This window comes from Leptogranulimonas caecicola (genome assembly GCF_023168405.1).
In the GTDB taxonomy this organism is placed as follows: Bacteria; Actinomycetota; Coriobacteriia; order Coriobacteriales; family Atopobiaceae; genus Leptogranulimonas; species Leptogranulimonas caecicola.
On record NZ_AP025285.1, the window covers coordinates 823,378 to 842,285 of the forward strand.

At 57.4% G+C, this 18,908-nt stretch carries 16 protein-coding genes and 1 tRNA gene; 13 read left to right on the top strand and 4 right to left on the bottom strand.

The window, feature by feature from the left end:
- The first annotated feature begins 40 nt into the window (after positions 1-40).
- The 4 genes from OR601_RS03625 (at position 41) to OR601_RS03640 (ending at position 6,402) form a co-directional block, all read left to right on the top strand.
- Entirely contained in the window at positions 41-925 is an 885-nt protein-coding gene (locus OR601_RS03625; protein ID WP_265592238.1) for a deoxyribonuclease IV, read from the top strand.
- 87 nt (positions 926-1,012) lie between these two features.
- The gene (locus tag OR601_RS03630; RefSeq protein WP_265592239.1) at positions 1,013-2,860 is read left to right on the top strand and encodes an ABC-F family ATP-binding cassette domain-containing protein; all 1,848 of its coding nucleotides are present in this window, start codon (positions 1,013-1,015) and stop codon (positions 2,858-2,860) included.
- A 12-nt stretch (positions 2,861-2,872) separates the two neighbouring features.
- Positions 2,873-4,612: an ABC transporter ATP-binding protein gene (locus OR601_RS03635; RefSeq protein WP_136012875.1), complete on the top strand. Its 1,740-nt coding sequence runs from the start codon at positions 2,873-2,875 to the stop codon at positions 4,610-4,612.
- Positions 4,609-6,402, top strand: a complete 1,794-nt coding sequence (locus OR601_RS03640; RefSeq protein ID WP_265592240.1) for an ABC transporter ATP-binding protein — start codon at positions 4,609-4,611, stop codon at positions 6,400-6,402. The genes OR601_RS03635 and OR601_RS03640 overlap by 4 nt, the downstream gene beginning before the upstream one ends.
- Positions 6,403-6,956: 554 nt before the next feature.
- On the opposite strand, the gene OR601_RS03645 is transcribed toward OR601_RS03640, so the two are convergent.
- Complete coding sequence (locus OR601_RS03645) at positions 6,957-7,532, bottom strand: cysteine hydrolase family protein (RefSeq protein WP_265592241.1); 576 nt, start codon at positions 7,530-7,532, stop codon at positions 6,957-6,959.
- A 183-nt stretch (positions 7,533-7,715) separates the two neighbouring features.
- Here OR601_RS03645 and OR601_RS03650 point away from each other — a divergent pair, with 183 nt between their 5' ends.
- The 5 genes from OR601_RS03650 to pcp all read left to right on the top strand — a co-directional run bounded on the left by OR601_RS03650 (position 7,716) and on the right by pcp (position 11,342).
- Positions 7,716-8,078: a hypothetical protein gene (locus tag OR601_RS03650; RefSeq protein WP_136012872.1), complete on the top strand. Its 363-nt coding sequence runs from the start codon at positions 7,716-7,718 to the stop codon at positions 8,076-8,078.
- A 9-nt stretch (positions 8,079-8,087) separates the two neighbouring features.
- Positions 8,088-8,618 (top strand): LOG family protein, encoded by a 531-nt coding sequence (locus tag OR601_RS03655; RefSeq protein ID WP_265592242.1) that lies wholly within the window; start codon positions 8,088-8,090, stop codon positions 8,616-8,618.
- A 323-nt stretch (positions 8,619-8,941) separates the two neighbouring features.
- A complete protein-coding gene (locus OR601_RS03660) occupies positions 8,942-9,649 on the top strand; it encodes a 5-oxoproline transporter, DUF969 family subunit (protein WP_136012870.1) in 708 nt (235 codons plus the stop codon).
- A gap of 3 nt (positions 9,650-9,652) precedes the next feature.
- Positions 9,653-10,621 (top strand): 5-oxoproline transporter, DUF979 family subunit, encoded by a 969-nt coding sequence (locus OR601_RS03665; RefSeq protein ID WP_265592243.1) that lies wholly within the window; start codon positions 9,653-9,655, stop codon positions 10,619-10,621.
- A 73-nt stretch (positions 10,622-10,694) separates the two neighbouring features.
- Positions 10,695-11,342 carry a pyroglutamyl-peptidase I gene (gene pcp / locus OR601_RS03670; RefSeq protein ID WP_136012868.1) on the top strand — a complete coding sequence of 216 codons (648 nt, stop codon included), beginning with the start codon at positions 10,695-10,697 and terminating at the stop codon, positions 11,340-11,342.
- Between the two features lie 123 nt (positions 11,343-11,465).
- Here the strand turns inward: pcp and OR601_RS03675 are convergent, their stop codons facing one another.
- The gene (locus OR601_RS03675; protein ID WP_265592244.1) at positions 11,466-11,744 is read right to left on the bottom strand and encodes a hypothetical protein; all 279 of its coding nucleotides are present in this window, start codon (positions 11,742-11,744) and stop codon (positions 11,466-11,468) included.
- A gap of 415 nt (positions 11,745-12,159) precedes the next feature.
- Positions 12,160-12,236: transfer RNA gene (locus OR601_RS03680), tRNA-Pro, on the bottom strand.
- A 266-nt stretch (positions 12,237-12,502) separates the two neighbouring features.
- On the opposite strand from OR601_RS03680, the gene OR601_RS03685 reads away from it, so the two are divergent.
- The gene (locus OR601_RS03685) at positions 12,503-13,318 is read left to right on the top strand and encodes a DNA/RNA non-specific endonuclease (RefSeq protein ID WP_265592245.1); all 816 of its coding nucleotides are present in this window, start codon (positions 12,503-12,505) and stop codon (positions 13,316-13,318) included.
- An 84-nt stretch (positions 13,319-13,402) separates the two neighbouring features.
- Here OR601_RS03685 and rpmB read toward each other — a convergent pair whose 3' ends face one another.
- Positions 13,403-13,597 carry a 50S ribosomal protein L28 gene (gene rpmB / locus OR601_RS03690; protein WP_136012866.1) on the bottom strand — a complete coding sequence of 65 codons (195 nt, stop codon included), beginning with the start codon at positions 13,595-13,597 and terminating at the stop codon, positions 13,403-13,405.
- A gap of 288 nt (positions 13,598-13,885) precedes the next feature.
- Between rpmB and OR601_RS03695 the strand changes: the two genes are divergently transcribed.
- The 3 genes from OR601_RS03695 to OR601_RS03705 are packed head-to-tail and all read left to right on the top strand — an operon-like array spanning position 13,886 to position 18,722.
- Positions 13,886-14,578 carry a MarR family winged helix-turn-helix transcriptional regulator gene (locus OR601_RS03695; protein WP_265592246.1) on the top strand — a complete coding sequence of 231 codons (693 nt, stop codon included), beginning with the start codon at positions 13,886-13,888 and terminating at the stop codon, positions 14,576-14,578.
- Positions 14,575-16,923: an ABC transporter ATP-binding protein gene (locus OR601_RS03700; RefSeq protein ID WP_265592247.1), complete on the top strand. Its 2,349-nt coding sequence runs from the start codon at positions 14,575-14,577 to the stop codon at positions 16,921-16,923. The genes OR601_RS03695 and OR601_RS03700 overlap by 4 nt, the downstream gene beginning before the upstream one ends.
- Complete coding sequence (locus OR601_RS03705) at positions 16,923-18,722, top strand: ABC transporter ATP-binding protein (RefSeq protein ID WP_265592248.1); 1,800 nt, start codon at positions 16,923-16,925, stop codon at positions 18,720-18,722. Before OR601_RS03700 ends, OR601_RS03705 begins: the two co-directional genes overlap by 1 nt.
- The last annotated feature ends 186 nt before the right edge of the window (positions 18,723-18,908 follow it).

Consider the following 18,908-nt stretch of genomic DNA (forward strand, 5'->3'; position numbering starts at 1 on the left):
TCCCTTCTCTGGCCCTCTACGCCACCTACTTGGAGGTTTTATGCCTTACTACGGCTGCCATCTCTCGATATCCAAGGGCTTTGAAGCCATGGGCAAAGACGCCCTGTCCATTGGCGCCGACACGTTTGCCTTCTTTCCCAGAAACCCCCGTGGCGGCCAGATGCGTCCCCTAGACGAGCTGGATATTCGGTGCTTGAAGCAGCTCTTGCAAGACCATGAGTTTGGTCCTTTGGTAGCCCATGCCCCTTATATCTACAATATGGCCACCGGCGACCCCGAGGCCTCGGCAGTGGTGCGCCAGCGCATGAAAGAAGATCTAGAACGCCTGGATCATCTGCCCAATGTCTACTACAACATCCACCCAGGGGCCCATGTGGGCCAAGGCCAGGAGCAAGGCATCTCCAATGTGGCCAGTGTCATCAAAGACGTCTTAAGCGAAGGATTTTCGACCCCGATTTTGCTAGAGACTATGGCTGGCAAGGGCACTGAGCTGGGCGGTCAGTTTCAAGAGCTTGCCGCCATCATTTCTGAGCTGGATTCAGACCCGCAAGTGGGCGTCTGTCTGGATACTTGCCACGTCTCTGACGGAGGCTATGACGTAGCCCAAGACTTGGATGGCGTGCTCGATGAGCTGGACCAAGTGGTGGGTCTTGAACGGCTTGCCGCAGTCCATGTGAACGACTCCAAAAACCCGGTGGGCTCCCATAAAGACCGCCATGAGCTATTGGGCGATGGCACTTTGGGCCTGGATTTCTTTAGGTCTCTGGTGCAAAGCCCGCGCCTCAAAGACCTTCCTATGATCCTTGAGACCCCCAACAAAAAGCTGGAAGGCTACAAGCGAGAGATCGCCATGCTTCGAGCCTTTGAGCAGGGAGCCACCGTGCAAGAGGCGCAATCTCAAATAGAGAGCGAGCCCACCCAGTAGAACCAATCCTCGATAGGAACGAGTTTCTCGGCAGGGGAGAGCCGGCGAGCATACCCCGCCTTTGTTACACCTAAGGAGCATCCACAGATGGCCATACTTTTAGGCCTTGACTCGGTAAGTCACGAGTGGCCTGGAAAGCGTGTATTAATAGAACAGACTATTGGCATCGAGGCCGGCGACCGCATAGGCATCGTGGGCAAGAACGGCGATGGCAAGTCGTCGCTTTTAGAGATCATCGAAGGTCAGGTAGAACCCGATAAGGGCGGCGTCATCCGCCGCAACTCCATCACCGTGGGGGCGCTCAACCAATCCGACGAGCTAGATCCAGATAAGAGCGTGCAGTTCAATTTGTTTGGGGGTGTGCCGGAGTACGAGTGGGCCTCCGACAGCCGCATTCGCTCCATTCTAGGGGCGCTTTTGGAAGGCGTTGAGCTCACTGACAAGGTGGCAGAGCTTTCAGGCGGTCAGCGGCGCCGGGTGGACTTGGCTCGGGTGCTGTGCGGCTCCTGGGACGTGTTGCTGCTCGACGAGCCCACCAACCACTTGGACATGCGAGCCATCGGCTGGCTGGCAGGTCACCTCAAGCATCGCTGGCCCGAGGGCGAGGGAGCACTGTTGTGCGTGACCCACGACCGCTGGTTCTTGGACGAGGTCTGCACTTCTATGTGGGAGGTGCACGACGGTCTCATCGAGCCTTTCGAAGGCGGTTACTCGGCCTACATCCAACAGCGCGTAGAGCGCGAGCGCCAGGCTGCCGTGGCCGAGGAGAAGCGCCAAAACATGCTGCGCAAAGAGCTTGCCTGGCTGGCTCGTGGAGCCCAGGCGCGCTCCACCAAGCCCAAGTTTCGCGTGAAGGAGGCCCGTGAGCTGGTGGCAAACGACCCTCCAGTAAGAAACTCGCTGGAGTTAAAACAGCTCTCGGTCTCCCGATTGGGAAAGCAGGTCTTTGATCTAGAAGACGTGACTGCAGGTTACGAGGGTCATCCAGTGGTGCGCGACCTTTCCTGGCTTATCGGCCCCGGTGAGCGCATTGGCATTCTGGGCGCCAATGGAGCCGGCAAATCCACGTTGCTCAAGCTCATATTGGGCGACATCGAGCCTATGAGCGGCACCCTCAAGCGCGGCAAGTCGGTGCGCCTGGGCAAGATGAGCCAGCATCTGGATACCTTTGATAAAAAAGGCCATTGGCGTGTAAGCGATTACCTGGCCCAATATAAGAGTACCTATACCATAGGCGGCAAGAGCTACACGGCCTCGAGCCTTTTGGAGTCCTTAGGCTTCGAGCCCAAGGAGCAGCTTACTTATCTCAAAGACCTCTCTGGAGGCCAGCGCCGTCGCCTGGCGTTTTTGGGCGTGTTGCTGGAAGAGCCCAACGTGCTTATCTTGGACGAGCCGGGCAACGATCTTGACACCGACATGCTGGCTGTCATGGAGGACCTCTTGGACGGCTGGCCAGGCACCCTGCTTCTTGTGACCCACGACCGCTACCTCATGGAGCGCGTCACCGACGACCAGTTTGCCCTTTTAGGCGGCCACCTCACCCACATGCCTGGGGGAGTAGATCAGTTCTTGCATCTTTTGGAGGCCTCGCCCCAAACAGCCGGTCCCACTATTGGCTCAGGCATTCCTGCCGATAAAAGCCTTCCTACCGCCCAGGAAGGATCTTCTCGGTCGGAAGGCCAGGCAGCTGCCCAGCCTGCCCTCTCCAACAGCGAGCGCCGAGATGCCCGCCGCCGCTTCGACGCCATTGGGCGCAAGCTTGAGAAACTGCGCACTCAACCAGACGAGCTGCGCGCTCAAATGGCCGCGGCCGATGCCACCGACTACCAGGCGCTGGAATCCTTGCAGCAGCAGCTGAATGAGTGCCTGGACACCATCGGCCAGCTGGAAGACCAATGGCTGGATCTGGCCTTCGCCTTGGGCATCGACGTCTAGGAGGGCGGCTTCATGAGACTTCCGGCAAGCGCTCGCTACCTGCGCCCCTTCAAACTTTATCTGGTGGTGGGGCCGCTCATGAAAACCCTGGAGGTGGTCTTCGACCTGCTCACCCCACTGGTGATCGCCTGGATGGTGGACGGAGGCATCCGCGCTGGAGATTCCAGCGTGGTGGCTCGCGGCGGCGGCCTGTTGCTGCTCTTTGCCTTCTTAGGCTTTTGCTCCACGCTGGTCTGCCAAAAGATGGCCTCTCTTACCAGCCAGGGCATGGGCACTCAAGTGCGCCACGACCTCTTCGAAGCCATTGGCCGCCTGTCATTCCAAGACTTGGACGCCTTTGGCGCCCCATCGCTCATCACCCGCATCACCAACGACGTGAACCAGCTCCAGCTGGCGGTGGCCATGCTCATCCGCCAGGTGATCCGATGGCCGGTCTTGGCGGTGGGGTCGCTGGTGTGCGCCCTGGCCATCGACCCGCTTTTGGGTTCGATCTTTTGCATTTGTCTGCCGCTCACCCTGGGCATCTTCTACGCGGTGATGAAAAAGTCCATTCCCTACTTCGCTTCCATGCAGCAAAAGCTCGACGCCATTGGACGCATCGTGCGCGAGGCATTGGACGGCACCCGAGTGATCCGCGCCTTTTCTCGCGAAGATTTCGAGCAAGCCCGCTTTGAAGCCGCCGCCAACGACCAAGCCCAAACTGCCGTGGCGGTAGGCAGGCTCTCCGCACTGCTCAACCCCTCCACCTTCCTGGTGCTGAACGGCGGTATCTGCCTGGTGCTCTTTTTGGGTGCAAGCCAAGTGTGGGAGGGCAGGCTCGAGCAAGGACAGGTGATGGCCCTTATCGGCTACATGAACCAGCTGCTGGTCTCTGTGGCCTTCATCGCCAACTTGGTGGTCATATTCACCCGCGCCACCGCTTCCTTGAAGCGCGTGGATCAGGTGTTGGAGTTTGAGCCCTCGGTGCCAGAGCTTGCCACACAACCTATCCAAGTGCGCTGGGAGGCTCCTGCCCTGCGCTTTTGCGACGCTTCCTTTGCCTATCCCGGTGCCGAGAAGCCCGCCCTTTCCCACCTGTCGTTGAGCCTTGAGCCCGGAGAGGTCCTAGGCGTCATCGGCGGTACCGGCTCTGGCAAGTCTACTCTGGGAAATCTCATCCCGCGCTTCTATGACGTGCAATCGGGGGCCGTGGAGGTCTTTGGTGCCAACGTGCGCGACTATCCCTTTGAGCAGCTGCGCTCTTTGGTGGCGGTGACTCCTCAGGCAAGCTCGCTTCTCAGCGGTACCATACGCGACAATCTTTTATGGCGAAACCCTCGGGCCACCGATGAAGAGCTGTGGGCGGCTTTGCGTGCTGCTCAGGCAGAGTCCTTTGTGGCCCAGAAGCCTTTGGGGCTGGATGAGCCGGTAGAGGCAGGCGGCAAGAACTTCTCGGGAGGGCAGCGCCAGCGCCTCTGCATCGCTCGAGCCCTTGTAGGCCAGCCTTCGTTGCTGGTGTTGGATGACGCTGCCTCTGCTTTAGACTTTGCTACCGACGCCGCCCTTCGCCATTCTCTGCGGCAGCTGGACTCGGCCCCTGCCTGCGTGATCATCTCTCAGCGAGTGGCCTCGGTGCGCCAGGCTGCCAAGATCTGCGTATTGGATCATGGCCAGGTGGCAGGGCTGGGCACCCATGAAGAGCTTTGGGAGAGCTGCCCTGTATACCGCGAGATATGCCTTTCCCAGATGGACGCTCAGGAGGTGCTGGCATGAGTCGTACTACGGACATGGTCTCTCACAACGCCCCCCAGCTTTCCAGCGCCCAGACGCTCAAGCGCGTGCTTCACTACCTGCGCCCCCATAAGAGGCTGGCGCTGTTGGCGTTTTTCTCGGCATTGGTGGCGGTGGTGCTCTCGCTGGCAGTGCCTATCCTTATCGGCCTTGGTATCGACACTATCGTGGGCCCTCACCAGGTGGGCTGGGACGAGCTTGGGCGCACCCTGCGCCTTTTAGCCGCCTGCGTGGCTGCGGTGGCCTGCGCTCAGTGGGTGCAGGGTTATGCCACCAACCGCCTGAGCTACGAAGCGGTGCGCGACCTGCGCGACGACGCTTATTCCAAGCTGCGTGTGCTGCCCATGGGCTACATCGACTCCCATGCCCATGGCGACCTCATGAGCCGCATCGTCAACGATGCCGATGCCGTAGGCGACGGCCTGCTTCAAGGCATCCAACAGCTGTTCACCGGTATCATCACCATTTTGGGCACCCTCATCGCCATGGTGGCCATCTCGCCGGTGATTGCCCTGGTGGTGGTTGTGGTGTCGCCGGTCTCGGTGGCGGCTGCAGCCTTTATTGCCAAGATCGGCCACAGCAGCTTCGTGGCCCAGCAGGCCATTCAAGGTCAGCTGGGCGGCTACATCGAGGAGCACGTCTCCAACCAGCGCCTGATCGACGCCTTCGCCCATCAAGAGGTGTCTCAATCCGGCTTTGACGCCATCAACCGGCAGCTCTACCAGGTGGGGGAGCATGCCCAGTTTGCAAGCTCGCTCTCCAACCCCGGCACCCGATTTGCCAACAACATCGTTTACGCAGTAGTGGCGGTCATCGGCTGTTGGGCCTGCGCCACAGGCTTTCCCACCGCTCTCACCATTGGCGCGGTGCAGAGCTTCCTCTCCTACACCTCCCAGTACACCAAACCGTTTAACGAGATTTCCGGCGTCATGACCCAGGTGCAGACTGCCTTTGCCTCTGCGAGGCGCCTCTTCGAGTTGTTAGATGCTCCTGCCGAGAAGCCCGACCCAGCCGATGCCCAGGTGTTGCCCATAGAAACCCAGGGAGCTGTGGCCTTCGACGACGTGTGGTTCTCCTACACCCCGGAGGTTCCTCTCATCCAGGGCATCAGTTGGCAGGCCAAGCCTGGCGACCGCATCGCCTTGGTGGGCACCACCGGCTGCGGCAAGACTACCCTCATCAATCTTTTGCTGCGCTTCTACGATATTCAGGCAGGCGCCATTGAAGTGGACGGCTACGATACCTCCAAGCTCACTCGTGCCAGCCTTAGGAGCGCCTTTGGCATGGTGTTGCAGGATACCTGGCTTTTCGAAGGCGCCATCCACGACAACATCGCCTACGGTAAGCCTGATGCCACTCGCCAAGAGGTGGAAGAGGCGGCGCGCCAGGCTCGTGCTGATGCCTTCATCCGTCAGTTGCCCCAGGGCTACGATACCATCGTGCGTCAAGGCACAGGAGGCCTATCTCAGGGCCAGCGCCAGCTGCTCTGCATCGCCCGCGTGATGCTTGCCGATCCCTCGATACTTCTGCTGGACGAGGCCACCAGCTCCATCGATACCCGTACTGAGGTGTTGGTGCAAGAGGCTTTTGACGCCATGATCGCCGGCCGTACCTCGCTCATCGTGGCCCATCGCCTCTCCACTATCCGCAACGCCACCTGCATCTTGGTGATGGACCAGGGAAAGATTGTGGAGCGTGGCACCCACGAGGAACTTTTGGCCCGTGGCGGCGCCTACGCAAAGCTCTATCAGTCTCAGTTCGAAGGAGCCTAAAAGGCCCAGTAGCAAAGGCGAAGGTTTCTCGGAAGCTTTTAGGAAAAGGCCCCCGATCCAAGAGGACCGGAGGCCTTTAGCACTCCTGAATGTTCATGTAAGTACCTGATTAGTAGGTAGGATCGGCTATTACTGCTCCTCGATCACCGCGCGAACGTTCTCGCGGTAGAGCTCCGGCACCTCGTCCAGACGAACGATGTTGGCACGAATCTGTTTGACCCAATAGGCAACCATAGAACCTCCTTGGTTGAGATGTTGCATCCAGGCACATGGCTGGACACCTTGCGTGCGACAGGGCGGCAAATAGTTCACATGTGCGCCAAACTTTCCTGTCTTGTGTAGTATAGCCACTTCCAGATCAAAATAATCGGGGGACTATCTGGTATGGCAATGCATACAGTATCTGTTAAAACCAAGAAGCACTGCATACAATTGTCGAATAGTTCAGTCCTATAAGCATAAAAAGAGCAGGGCCTCTAGGAAGTGCGACCCTAGAGGCCCTGCTCCGTAACAAAGGGTTAGCCAGACATAAAGGCTTAGCTCAGCTAAGAGAATTACTCCTGAACATCGCCTTTGAGCCAGGTCTCAAACTCGTCAGAGGAGATGACGTTGGAGTCGTAGCAGCGACGGAAGTATTCCAGGCCGTCTGCCTGGTTGCCAATGAGGAAGGTCATGGTGGCATCTGCCACGACGGTGGAACCATAGCCCAAGAAGTAGGCGTCTGCCAGGGTTTGGAGCACGCAGATATTGGTGTCGCAGCCAATGGTGATGACGTTGGTGACGCCAAGCTCGCGCAGGGTGAGGTCAAGATCGGTCTGGAAGAAGCCAGAGTAGCGGCGCTTGGGGATCACGATGTCGGTGTCTGCGCGGCCCAGGCATTTAGCCGGTTGAGCCTCGGGAGTGCCTGCAATGCCATGGGGTCCCCACAGGTTCAGCTCGCGGTCGAGGCCAGGGATATGGGCGTCATCCAAGAAGATCACAGGAATGCCCGCCTCTCGGCAGAGCTTCACCACACGGGTGCAGGCATTGGCGAAATCGTTCACTGCCTTGTTGTCTGCTGCGTCGGCCAAACCTCCTTCGAGCACGTCGATCACCAAAAGGGCGCAGCTCTGAGGGTTGCAGGAATCCATGGGTCCTCCCAAATCATTCATACGTACAATAGAGGCTGTTGGCCTTGTGTAAGTGTAGCTATGATAAACCAACCTTGCAGTTGGCAAGTTTCAAGCTCCCCTCATATGCAGGCATGCAAGGCTCAAGACTACCGGTTGGGCAGGTTTCTCGGCAAGGCCTGCCTGAGTTGAGAAAGTTGATCCATGATTCAAACGGTTGTGTTTATCGTCATCCCGCTGCTTTTGTGCTGTCTCTCGTTGGCGCTGGGGATACAGTGCGCCTTTTTGGGAGTCTCGGTGCTGGCAGTGGTGTTGCTTTTGGCAGCGGGGGCGCTGGCGGGTTTAAGCTGCTTCCGGGGAATGGGTACGCTTCTTTATGGCTCCTATAAAGGAGACATGGATCGTTCCGGCAAGCAGATGCGAATGCCCATCACCGCTGAGGAGCTCGCAACTCGCAAAAAGCAGTGCGCGGTGCTCACGGTGGCTGCAGCGCTCTGCTTTGCGGTGGCCCTCATTTGGGGCGGTCCGGTGATTGCTGGTTTGCTGCGGCTCATATTGGCCCTCTAGGAGATTTCTATGAACATCGCCGTCTATTGCGGATCTAACTTTGGCAACAACCCCGCCTTTGCTGCGGCAGCCACAGAGCTGGGCACTTGGATGGGCCAGAGCGGTCACAATCTGGTCTATGGCGGCAGCTCGGTGGGGCTTATGGGTCTGGTGTCGCGGGCTGTTTTGGATGCCGGGGCAAAGGCTATCGGCGTGGAGCCGGCGTTCTTTTTAGAGCAAGGGATTCCCCAGCACGAGGACGTGGAGTTGCGCGTGGTAGAGACCATGAGCGAGCGAAAGGCCATGATGATCGAGCTGGCGGACGCCTTTGTGGCATTGCCGGGCGGTGTGGGCACCCTAGAGGAGATAATCGAGATCATGAGCCGCATTCACTTGGAGTTGGGGCAAACCGACTGCTACCTGCTCAACGTGGAGGGCTATTGGGGCGATTTCAAGGCCATGCTTCAGTCCATGAGCGCCCAAGGCTTTGTGTCTGCGGCAGACCTGGATCATTATCACTTTCCTGCCACGGTAGGGGAGTTGTCCGAGCTTTTGGGGTAAAGGCGCAGCACTGGGTGTGGGGGGGCCTTATCGGCAAAAGCGCCATGTTTTTGCAGGGAAGGCCTTAGATGCGAGGCCTCTGCTATCAGGTGGGCGCCTTCTTCTGCAAGGGTGACTCCTATTGACATCATGCGACAAATGAATATGTAACCAAGCGGGAAAAACAACACAGCGAGGTTTCAGAAAGCTCTATGACAGCTCTAAGTTGATTGAAGGAAGTCCGAGCAATCTTTTGGGAGAGGATTCGCTTCTGGACTATCTTGGAGCCCGTAGGCGGGTTCAAGGTTTTCATAGCCGAGGCTGCAGGAACGGATTGGAGTTTTATGAATTATCTTGTGCTTCTGGGAATCGTGATCGTGGTGGTGGGCTTTGCCCTGAAGCTCGATTCGATCCTCATAGTCATTGTGGCAGGCCTTGCCACAGCGCTTATCGGCGGTTTGGGCGTCGACGGCTTCTTGGTCACGTTGGGCACCTCCTTTGTGGACAACCGCAACATGGCTATCTTCATCATCATCCTGTTGGTCACAGGCACGCTTGAGCGCAATGGTCTCAAAACCGCCGCAGCCAATCTTATTGGCCGGGTGAAAAATGCCACTCCTGGCGTCATTATTGCTCTCTATGGCGTCATGCGCATGATCTTTGCCGCCTTCAATGTGAGCTTTGGCGGCGTGGCTGGCTTTGTGCGCCCGGTCATCATGCCTATGTGCGTGGGTGCCATCGAAGCCTCTGGCCATACTCCCAACGATGAGTATGTTGAGCAGGTTAAAGCCATGGCATCCGGTATGGAGAATGTGGCTTGGTTCTTTGGTCAGGTGTTGTTCGTGGGCACCTCCGGCGCCCTGTTGGTGCAATCCACCATGGATGCTTTGGGCTATCAGACCGACCTTCTGCAGATGGCGCTCTTCGAGATCCCTGTGGCACTTGTGGCTCTGACGGTAACGTCTGTCTACTACATCATCTTGGACAAGAAGCTGAGAGCCAAGTATTACGATGACACCAAGGCTCCTCTCAATGCGGGAAAGGAGGCCTAAATCATGGAGTTCTTTATGGATCCAGAGGTCACCTTTGGCAACAAGGCCCTTGAGGTCTTCTACATTGTCATGGGTCTCATGTCTATCTATGCAGGCATTCGCAACTATCGAGACAAGACCAATCCTGCCCGAGTAGGCACTGCGGTGTTTTGGTGCTCGCTAGGTGTGGTGCTCGCCCTAGGCCGCTGGCTACCTTCTTTGGTATCCGGCGTCTTGGTGGTTGTCATGGTGCTGCCTGCGGTATTTGGTAAGGTCAAGAGTGGCCAAGCATCGGCTGATGATGCCCCCACCACGCAAGAAGTGGCCGTCAATTATCAAAAGATCGGCACGAAGATCTTCATTCCTGCCCTCTGCTTGGGAGTCTTTGCCATTTCGGGTGCGCTCATTCCTGGGGTGGGCGCGCTAGCAGGTTGCTGCTTTGGCGTGGTGGCTGCTGCGATCATTCTTTTTGTCTACTCTCGCTCCAACACGCCCCTCGTGTTCTTGAACGATTCCGAGCGTCTACTCTCTGCCATGGGCGCTTTGAGCATGCTGCCTATGTTGTTGGCGAGCTTGGGCGCCATCTTTACCGCTGCCGGTGTTGGCGGCGTCATCGCCGAGATGGTGGGAGCGGTGATTCCCTCAGACAACTTGGCCATTGGCATCATTGTCTTTGGTATTGGCATGATGCTGTTCACCATGATCATGGGCAACGCCTTTGCCGCCATCACCGTGATGACTGTGGGAATTGGCGCCCCATTTGTCCTGATTTTTGGCGTCGACCCATCCTTCATTGGCATCCTCGCCCTTAGCTGTGGCTACTGCGGCACCCTTCTTACTCCTATGGCGGCCAACTTCAATATTGTGCCTGTGGCGCTGCTTGAGATGAACGATCGCATGGGCGTCATCAAAAAGCAGGTGCTTACCGCTTTGGTGATGATTGTCTTCCAGATCGGCTACATGCTCATAGCCAGCTTTATGATGCTAGGCTAGAAGTAGGCAAGGCGAAGCGTGGCTGTGCCGCGACGTGGCACGACTGCAGCCTCTTTTCGAGAAAGGCGAGGCAATGGCTAAGGTGTTGGTTACGGGCTTTGAGCCCTTTGGCGGCGATAGCGTCAATCCTGCGCTCGAGGCGGTCAAGCAGCTACCCTCCACCATTGCGGGAGCCCAGGTGGTGGTAAAAGAGGTGCCTACGGCCTTTGAGCGCAGTGCTCAGGTGCTGGAAGATCTTATGGATGCTGAGAAGCCCGATCTCGTGCTTTGCGTAGGTCAAGCTGGTGGCCGAGCTGCCATGTCGGTGGAGCGTGTGGCCATCAACCTCATCGATGCCCGCATTCCTGACAACGACGGCGACCAGCCCTTGGATACTCCCGTGCGCGAGGGCGGCCCTGACGCCTACTTCGCCACGCTACCGGTGAAGTCCATGGTCAAAGCCATGCACGAGGCAGGCGTTCCTGCCGCGCTCTCCTATAGCGCAGGCACCTATGTATGCAATAGCCTTATGTATAACGCCCTCTACCTGGCCGCTCGCGCCAATAAGCCCGTTAGGGCTGGTTTTGTGCATGTGCCCTTTGCCACCGAGCAGGCGGTAGACCGCCCCGCCTCCACCCCCACGATGGACATTTCTTGCATCACTCGGGCTCTGGAAGCAGGTATTGCAGCCATGGTGACTACCGATGAGGACATCCATATCTTCATGGGAACCATTAGCTAGCCGTTGTTCGAAATCACTTGTTTGATGCAAGGTAAAATGGAGCCAGGACTAATAAAAGCCCTGGCTCCGCTCTTATAACTAAATGTATTAAGTTATCGTAAGGCGTAAGGGGTGCTAGATCCCTTAGAAGTCTTTATCGTCCCCATTCATGTCATCAAACAGGCTCGGCATGTCTTCTGGAGAAATATGGGGAGTTTTGAGGCTATCTAATTCCCTTTCGATTTCGTGGACATCCCGGTAGGAGATATCATCATAATTATGTTCCACCTTGCTGACCAAAGATTCAGCATGCTTGATCACTCGAAGCGATTTGTTGGCACGTCCTGTATCTAATGGGTGATTAGCGCTCAGGGTTCGTATTCTGCGAATAACACCGCTCAGCTCTTTGAGACCTTTAAGCAAATAACGGCTATAGAGGTTGTGCTATCAAATGCAGTGCTGCCCAAGCTAAAGGCAGCAAAATCGAGCCGTTACTGTAAACGCCCTCATAGACGCAGACCGCGAGCGCAACAGTGACATAGCCAAAGAGGCCCAAGCCCTAGCCGCAAAGGTGAAACACTAATCCCCGATCCTTATAAAGCCCGATCCTGGAGCGTCCTGGAGCCGTTGGAGGCCTCAGGGCGTTTTCTCATGGCGTACCCCAGGGAGGCGGCCGCCCTCAACGCGGCCAGCCGACCGCCCGAGCCTGGAGCGCGGCCAATGTTCAAAAGCGTGTAGATAACTCTGAAGGGAACAAATTTGGTGTCCAATTTGGTGTCCGCATGGTGTCCAAAGTAAAAAGGTCACCGACCATATGGCCGATGACCTCGATATTCGCTGGTCGGGTGGACTGGATTCGAACCAGCGACCCCTTGACCCCCAGTCAAGTGCGCTACCAAACTGCGCCACCACCCGATGTGTTGCTCGCGCAACAGAAGAGAATATAACACCCTGCAAAAGTCGGCGCAAGCACAAATCCAAAATCAGTGGCAGGATTTGTGGGGTGGGGCATATAAGGGACAGGGAGCATGACCTTACCGTACTACCCTTTAAAATAAGAAGGATACTATGAGGTTCCAGCGACTGAGCGCAGGGTCTTATCGGTAAGAAGACTTTTGAAGTGACCTGACTCTAAGTGATTCTGTATGTCCCATTTCTCATGGGAACGTTGTGAGGTGTCAATGTTTGGCAAATTGTCTGGTAAACGGGGCAGTGATTCTGCCCGTAACTCCAAAAAGCAGGGGTTCACGTTTCAAAAGCTCATGATCTTCGCGTTGCTGGTAGCAGTAGCCTGCGGAGTGCTGGCGATCGTGGGACAGGGCAATTTGGGCAGAGGGGCCCAGACAGTCAAAAGCGCGCTCACGGTTTGGACGGACTCGCAATCTTCCCAAGATTATGCAAATCCTTTGAATCCAAGGGACTTGCCTGCCTATGGGTCAATGCCTTGGGTGGAGGTGGGGGATAACCAGCCGGATTTTACCCAGGCGCAAAAAGCGCAGACTGCTTCCTTTGAGGTCTATGGCCCGCTGGACAAGCTTGGGCGCTGCACCGGTGCCTTTGCCTTGCTGGGCGAGGATCTTATGCCTACGCAAAAGCGTGGAGACATCTCCAAGATAAAGCCTACGGGATGGCATCAGAACTTCTATGACTTTGTGGATGGGGAGGCTCTCTATAACCGCTGTCATCTCATTGCTCATAGCCTGGCAGGGGAAGATGCCAATGAGCGAAACCTTATCACTGGCACTCGCTATCTCAATGCTCGGGGAATGCTGGATTTTGAAGAAGGCGTCCATGACTACATTTTGGATACCGGCAATCATGTGCTTTACCGGGTGACACCTATCTTTGAGGGTTCCAATCTTTTGGCTTCTGGCGTGCGTATGGAGGGTTGGAGCGTGGAGGACGAGGGCGAAGGCATCTGCTTCGACGTCTACTGCTATAACGTACAGCCAGGCGTGGTCATCGACTATGCCACCGGTGATAACCATCTGGCCTAGCTGATGGCAATAAAAGAAAGGGTTCTTAGCTTGATGGCTAAGAACCCTTGGAAGTTCGTCTCTAAAAGCCCGCGGAGAGAAGTATTAGTAAGCGGTGCGAGCGAGGTTGCCCTTCTTGAGGCAACGGGTGCAAACGTTCATCTTGCGCTTCTGACCATTCTGCACGATGGTGACACGCTGGATGTTGGGACGGAACTTACGATTGGTAACACGGTGGGAGTGGCTAATAGAACGGCCAGCTACCGGGTGCTTACCGCAGATCTCGCAAACCTTCGACATGTTGATTCCTCCGTTACGCGGGCGCCATTGCGCGCGCTTATAAGCAATAGCTGTCCAACTATACCACGCACCTTGCAGGCTGCAAGGAAAAATGCGCAACACCCTAGAGTTTGTGGTCGTTGGGTGTGGTGTCCACAAGAAGCTCGGGCGATCGCCCATCATGCACTCCCCGTTTGCAGGTCTTATGAATAGGGAGATCTCAGGAGGATCCCTATGGGAAATCAGTAGACTCGTGAAAGATATCTAGTAGAAACAACTAATAGCGAAAACTACTAGTAGGGAAGTGTCATGAGTAATCACAAGATGCGCGCACCCTTGGGCCCTCCTGTTCAATGCGAGCCGCCTCAGGTGCCTGAGCGCTTTCAAGAGCTGGGCCGCCAGCTCAATCTGGCGATCATGGGGCTGCGTTCGCTCCACAGCAAGCTTCCGCGACCCCCAGAGCCAGTACCCTTGACATCCGTCGATGATTCGGCTGAGGAAACGGGCACTTCTCCGCAAAAAAAGAGGGGCGGCCATGCGCATAGGCGTTCCTTGGAAGGCTTTGACGCGTCGCTCAGAGGGATGCCGCTCATACTCAGGTATCTGTCGGAGCATGGAGGAAGCGCGTACCCCTCGGAGCTCAAGGCGGCTACTGGGCTTACTCAGGCGCGAATTTCCAATGCATTGGCGGCTCTAGAGGCCAGGGAGCTTGTGAAGCGCACCACCGACGGCAAGGATCGCCGCCATGTAGTGGTGACCCTTACAAAAGCCGGTGGACGCGCGGTGGCTGAGCGTATGGCTGCTATGGATAGCTATGCTGGCAGCCTGCTGGAGCTTTTGGGCGAGTCGGATGCCAAGGAGCTGGTGCGCATCATTCAAAAGCTCTCGCGGGCGCTGGAATCTCAAGATGCGGAATGCCGAGAAACCCGTGCCTCCGCAGCTGACGAGTCAACAGGTGCAAAGGAACCTGCTTCTGCCGGTAAAGATGGGGAGGGTGCATGAAACTCCTGGGCTTTTTGAAAAGGCATCTGGGTGCGGTGGTCATTTGTTTCGCACTTATTTGCGGGCAAGCGTATTTCCAGCTGATGCTGCCTACCGCCATGAGCGACATCGTGGATGTGGGCATTCAGCAAGGAGGAATCGACAGTCCGGTGCCACATACTATACGAGACACGGCTCTCAGAGACCTTGAGATGTTTATGAGTGAAAGCGATGCTGCCAAAGTGGACGGCGTCTATGGTCCTGCCAATGGCAATGGCGTGCGCACATTCATCGGCAATCAGCAGCAGGCTTCTGCTGAAGGTGAGATCGCCCGGCTGATCGCGGTTCCTGAATGCGTGGCGCTTTCGCTGGAGAAAGGCATTGATGCCAGCGCCCTGTCGCTGGATTCCGGCACTTCTATGGAAGCGCCAAGATCCCAGCTGCCTGTCACCATTACCTTGAACGAGGTGCGACAGCTTTTTGAGGCGGGGCTTATCGGCAGGGATGAGCTGGCCCAAGACGCTCAAAAGATGATGGACGCCATGGGTTCTGTGGCGGGATCCATGGTGGATCAGCGAGCGGTGGACTATGTGCGGGCCGAGTACGAGGCCCAAGGTCTGGACCTCAACGAGATCCAGACCAATTACCTGGGCACTATGGCTCTCAGCATGTTCTGGCTATGCGTGGGGATGGTGCTTTGCTCGGTAAGCGTGAGCTTTGTGGCGGCCCACACCTCGGCGAGGGTGGCGCGCGAGCTGCGCAGCGAGCTGTTCTCCAAGGTCATGAGTTTTGGCCCAGGAGAGGTGAACCAGTTCTCTCAGGCCTCCCTCATGACCCGCACCACCAACGACGTGCAACAGGTGCAGATGACTACCTTTGTGCTGTTGCGCATGGTGATGATGGCTCCGGTCTTGGCGGTGCTGGCCCTTATCCAGGTATGGTCCATGGCCAGCGGCCTGGAATGGACCATCGGCGTGGCGGTGCTGGCCATCGCTGCGGTGATGGGGACTTTGCTGGGACTCACCATGCCAAAGTTCAAGCACATGCAGGTTTTGGTGGACCGCGTGAACCTGGTGGCTCGCGACATGTTGGACGGCCTCATGCCCATCCGCGCCTACGGGCGCGAAGACTTCGAGCTGGAGCGATTTGGACAAGCCAACCGCGACCTTATGAAGACCCAGCTCTTCACTAACTCGGCCATGGCCTTTGCTATGCCGGCCATTATGCTGGTGATGAACCTGGTGAGCCTTTTGATCGTCTGGAGCGGCGCGGGCGCTATCGACGCAGGAAACCTGCAGGTAGGCACCATGATCGCCTTCATCTCCTACGCCATGGAGATCGTTATGAGCTTCATGATCTTGGCCATGGTGCTGGTGATGCTGCCTCGCGCTGAGGTCTCGGCAGAGCGCATCGATGAGGTGCTGGATTGTCCTGTAGCGGTGCAAAACCCTGCCCGGCCCAAAGCGCTTCCGGCCCGTGAGCGCGGCGTGCTCACCTTCGACGACGTGAGCTTCACCTATCCTGACGCCACCTATCCGGTGGTGGAGCATGTCTCCTTTAGAACCGAGCCTGGCCATACCACGGCGCTCATTGGATCCACGGGGTCTGGCAAGTCCACCCTGGTAGCCCTTATCCCGCGCCTCTACGACGCCACTTCGGGCAGCATCAGCCTCGACGGGGTGGACGTGCGCTCGCTGGAGCTCGCAGAGCTCAGGGATCGCGTAGGCTATGTGCCTCAGCAGGGGTTGCTCTTCTCGGGAACCATCGCATCCAATGTGAAGTTTGCTGGAGACCAGGTAAGCGACGAGGCCATGAGATGGGCGCTGGATGTGGCCCAGGCCAAAGACTTCGTGGATCAGACAGAAGACGGTACGGCTACAGCCATCGCCCAGAAGGGCTCCAATGTGTCCGGCGGCCAGCGCCAGCGTCTTTCCATCGCTCGCGCCTTGGCCAAAGATCCCGAGGTGCTGGTGTTTGATGACTCCTTCTCGGCCCTGGATTACGCCACCGATGCCAAGTTGCGCCACGCGCTGGCAGACGAGGTAAAAGAGGCCGCCGTCGTCATCGTGGCCCAGCGCGTGGCCACCATCATGGGCGCCGACGAGATCCTGGTGCTCGACGAGGGCACGGTCTGCGGCCGCGGCACCCATGAGGATCTTTTGCGTTGCTGTCCCACCTACCTGGAGATCGCCACCTCCCAGTTGTCTCTCCAAGAGCTGGGGCTCACCCAGGCCGAGGTGGATGCGGTTCTCGGCACCGACGAGAGCCGTCAAGAGGCTGCCATCGGCCAGGAGGTGCACGACCTTGCCTCAGAGATCGCCAGCTCTGAAACCTATGAGTCTGCGTTAGAAGGAGGTGAGCGCTAATGCCCGGTCCCGTACGCCATACCACCAAGCGCGCTAAAGACTTCAAGGGTACTTTGGCAAGGCTCGCCGCCTATGCCAAGCCCCACTGGGTGCCGCTGCTGTTTGCGGTGGCCTGCGCCATTTTGAGTGTGGTCTTCAATGTCATTGGCCCCGACATCTTGGGTCAGGTCACCACCAAGCTCTACGAGGGGCTGGTGGCCAAAGTCCAAGGCACCGGCGGCATCGACTTTGCAGGCATCGCCCACATCATGCTGTTCCTTATTGGCCTCTACTTGGCGGCTGGAGCTGCGAACTTTTGCCAGGGCATCCTCATGACCCGAGTCACCCAGTCAGTCTGCTTTAGGCTGAGAGGCGATATTGCCGAGAAGATCGCCCATGTCCCCATGAGCTATTTCGAGGGTCACTCCAAAGGCGACGTGCTGAGCCGCGTCACCAACGATGTGGATACGTTGGGCCAGTCGCTCAACCAGGCGGTCACTCAGCTGGTGACCAGCATCGCCCAGGTCATAGGCGTACTAGTGATGATGTTTTCCATCTCACCGGTGCTGGCGGGTCTCACCTTGCTGGTGTTGCCTTTATCGGCGGTTGCCATCCTCATCTCGGTGCGCTTCTCCCAGCGCTTCTTTGTGAAGCAACAGCAACAGTTAGGCCAGGTAAACGGCATCGTGGAGGAAGACTTCGCCGGCCAGTCGGTGATCGCGGTCTTCAACCAGGGAGAACGTGCGACCCAACAGTTCAACAAGGTGAACGACCAGCTCTGCGAGAGTGCCTGGAAGAGTCAGTTCCTATCGGGTCTTATGCAGCCCCTGATGACCTTCATTGGTAACATGGCCTACGCCATGGTGGTGGTTGTAGGCGCCCAACTGGCCATATCCAATGTCATCACCATCGGCGACATTCAGGCATTTATGCAGTATGTGCGCAACTTCACCCAGCCTATCCAGCAACTGGCTTCCATCTCCAACGTCTTTCAGCAGATGGCGGCTGCCGCGGAGCGCGTCTTCGAGTTTTTGGATGCGCCGGTGGAGTCCGAGCCTCAGAACTCGCAGCTGCCTGCGGTGCGCCAGGGCGCGGTGAGCTTTGATAACGTGAGCTTTGGCTATCTGCCGGGCCATACCGTCATCCATGACTTCAGCTGCCAGGTGAAGCCCGGGCAAACGGTGGCCATCGTGGGCCCTACGGGCGCCGGCAAGACCACCATCATGAAGCTCATGATGCGCTTCTACGATGTGGATGAGGGCTCGCTTGCCGTGGATGGGTTAGATGTGCGCTCCTGGAACCGGGAAGAGCTGCGCTCCAACTTCGCCATGGTGCTTCAAGACACCTGGCTTTTCGAGGGCACCATCCGCGAGAACATCCGCTATGGACGCCTGGACGCCACCGATGAAGAGGTGGAGGAGGCCGCCCGCATCGCGCGCTGCGACCACTTCATCCATACGCTGGCAGGAGGCTATGACTTCGAAATCAACGAAGGGGCAACCAACGTGAGCCAGGGCCAGCGCCAGCTGCTCACCATCGCTCGGGCAGTGCTGGCAGACAGGCCTATGCTCATCTTGGACGAGGCTACCTCAAACGTGGACACCCGCACAGAGGTGCTCATCCAAGAGGCCATGGACCGCCTGATGGCCGGACGCACCAGCTTTGTGGTGGCCCACAGGCTCTCCACCATCCGCAATGCAGATGTGATCTTGGTCATGGAGCAGGGCGACGTGGTGGAGTCGGGCACCCATGAGGAGCTCTTGGCTCAAGGCGGCGCCTACGCCAAGCTCTACAACTCTCAGTTTGACGGCTGTGAATAGAAGGCAGCGAGCTCTGAGAAGGATTTTTGAGGAAGGCAGAAGGCGTTGGCGGGCGCTGGAGGGCTCGCCAGCGTCTCTGCCGCCCTTAAGTGATCTATCAGTCAAGGTGCGATAGGCCCGCTATGTCGGTGCTTTATGTGGGAAGGGGAGTAGGTTTCGGCGAATTGAGCGCGTGGGGTAAAATCG

Bases quoted from the DNA above. Each gene is read 5' to 3' on its own strand.
- OR601_RS03635 (WP_136012875.1), top strand. From the start codon at position 2,873: ATGAGACTTCCGGCAAGCGCTCGCTACCTGCGCCCCTTCAAACTTTAT.
- pcp (WP_136012868.1), top strand. From the start codon at position 10,695: ATGGCTAAGGTGTTGGTTACGGGCTTTGAGCCCTTTGGCGGCGATAGC.
- OR601_RS03695 (WP_265592246.1), top strand. From the start codon at position 13,886: ATGAGTAATCACAAGATGCGCGCACCCTTGGGCCCTCCTGTTCAATGC.
- OR601_RS03700 (WP_265592247.1), top strand. From the start codon at position 14,575: ATGAAACTCCTGGGCTTTTTGAAAAGGCATCTGGGTGCGGTGGTCATT.
- OR601_RS03640 (WP_265592240.1), top strand. From the start codon at position 4,609: ATGAGTCGTACTACGGACATGGTCTCTCACAACGCCCCCCAGCTTTCC.
- OR601_RS03655 (WP_265592242.1), top strand. From the start codon at position 8,088: ATGAACATCGCCGTCTATTGCGGATCTAACTTTGGCAACAACCCCGCC.
- OR601_RS03685 (WP_265592245.1), top strand. From the start codon at position 12,503: ATGTTTGGCAAATTGTCTGGTAAACGGGGCAGTGATTCTGCCCGTAAC.
- OR601_RS03625 (WP_265592238.1), top strand. From the start codon at position 41: ATGCCTTACTACGGCTGCCATCTCTCGATATCCAAGGGCTTTGAAGCC.
- OR601_RS03665 (WP_265592243.1), top strand. From the start codon at position 9,653: ATGGAGTTCTTTATGGATCCAGAGGTCACCTTTGGCAACAAGGCCCTT.
- OR601_RS03650 (WP_136012872.1), top strand. From the start codon at position 7,716: ATGATTCAAACGGTTGTGTTTATCGTCATCCCGCTGCTTTTGTGCTGT.
- OR601_RS03630 (WP_265592239.1), top strand. From the start codon at position 1,013: ATGGCCATACTTTTAGGCCTTGACTCGGTAAGTCACGAGTGGCCTGGA.
- rpmB (WP_136012866.1), bottom strand. From the start codon at position 13,597: ATGTCGAAGGTTTGCGAGATCTGCGGTAAGCACCCGGTAGCTGGCCGT.
- OR601_RS03645 (WP_265592241.1), bottom strand. From the start codon at position 7,532: ATGGATTCCTGCAACCCTCAGAGCTGCGCCCTTTTGGTGATCGACGTG.
- OR601_RS03660 (WP_136012870.1), top strand. From the start codon at position 8,942: ATGAATTATCTTGTGCTTCTGGGAATCGTGATCGTGGTGGTGGGCTTT.
- OR601_RS03705 (WP_265592248.1), top strand. From the start codon at position 16,923: ATGCCCGGTCCCGTACGCCATACCACCAAGCGCGCTAAAGACTTCAAG.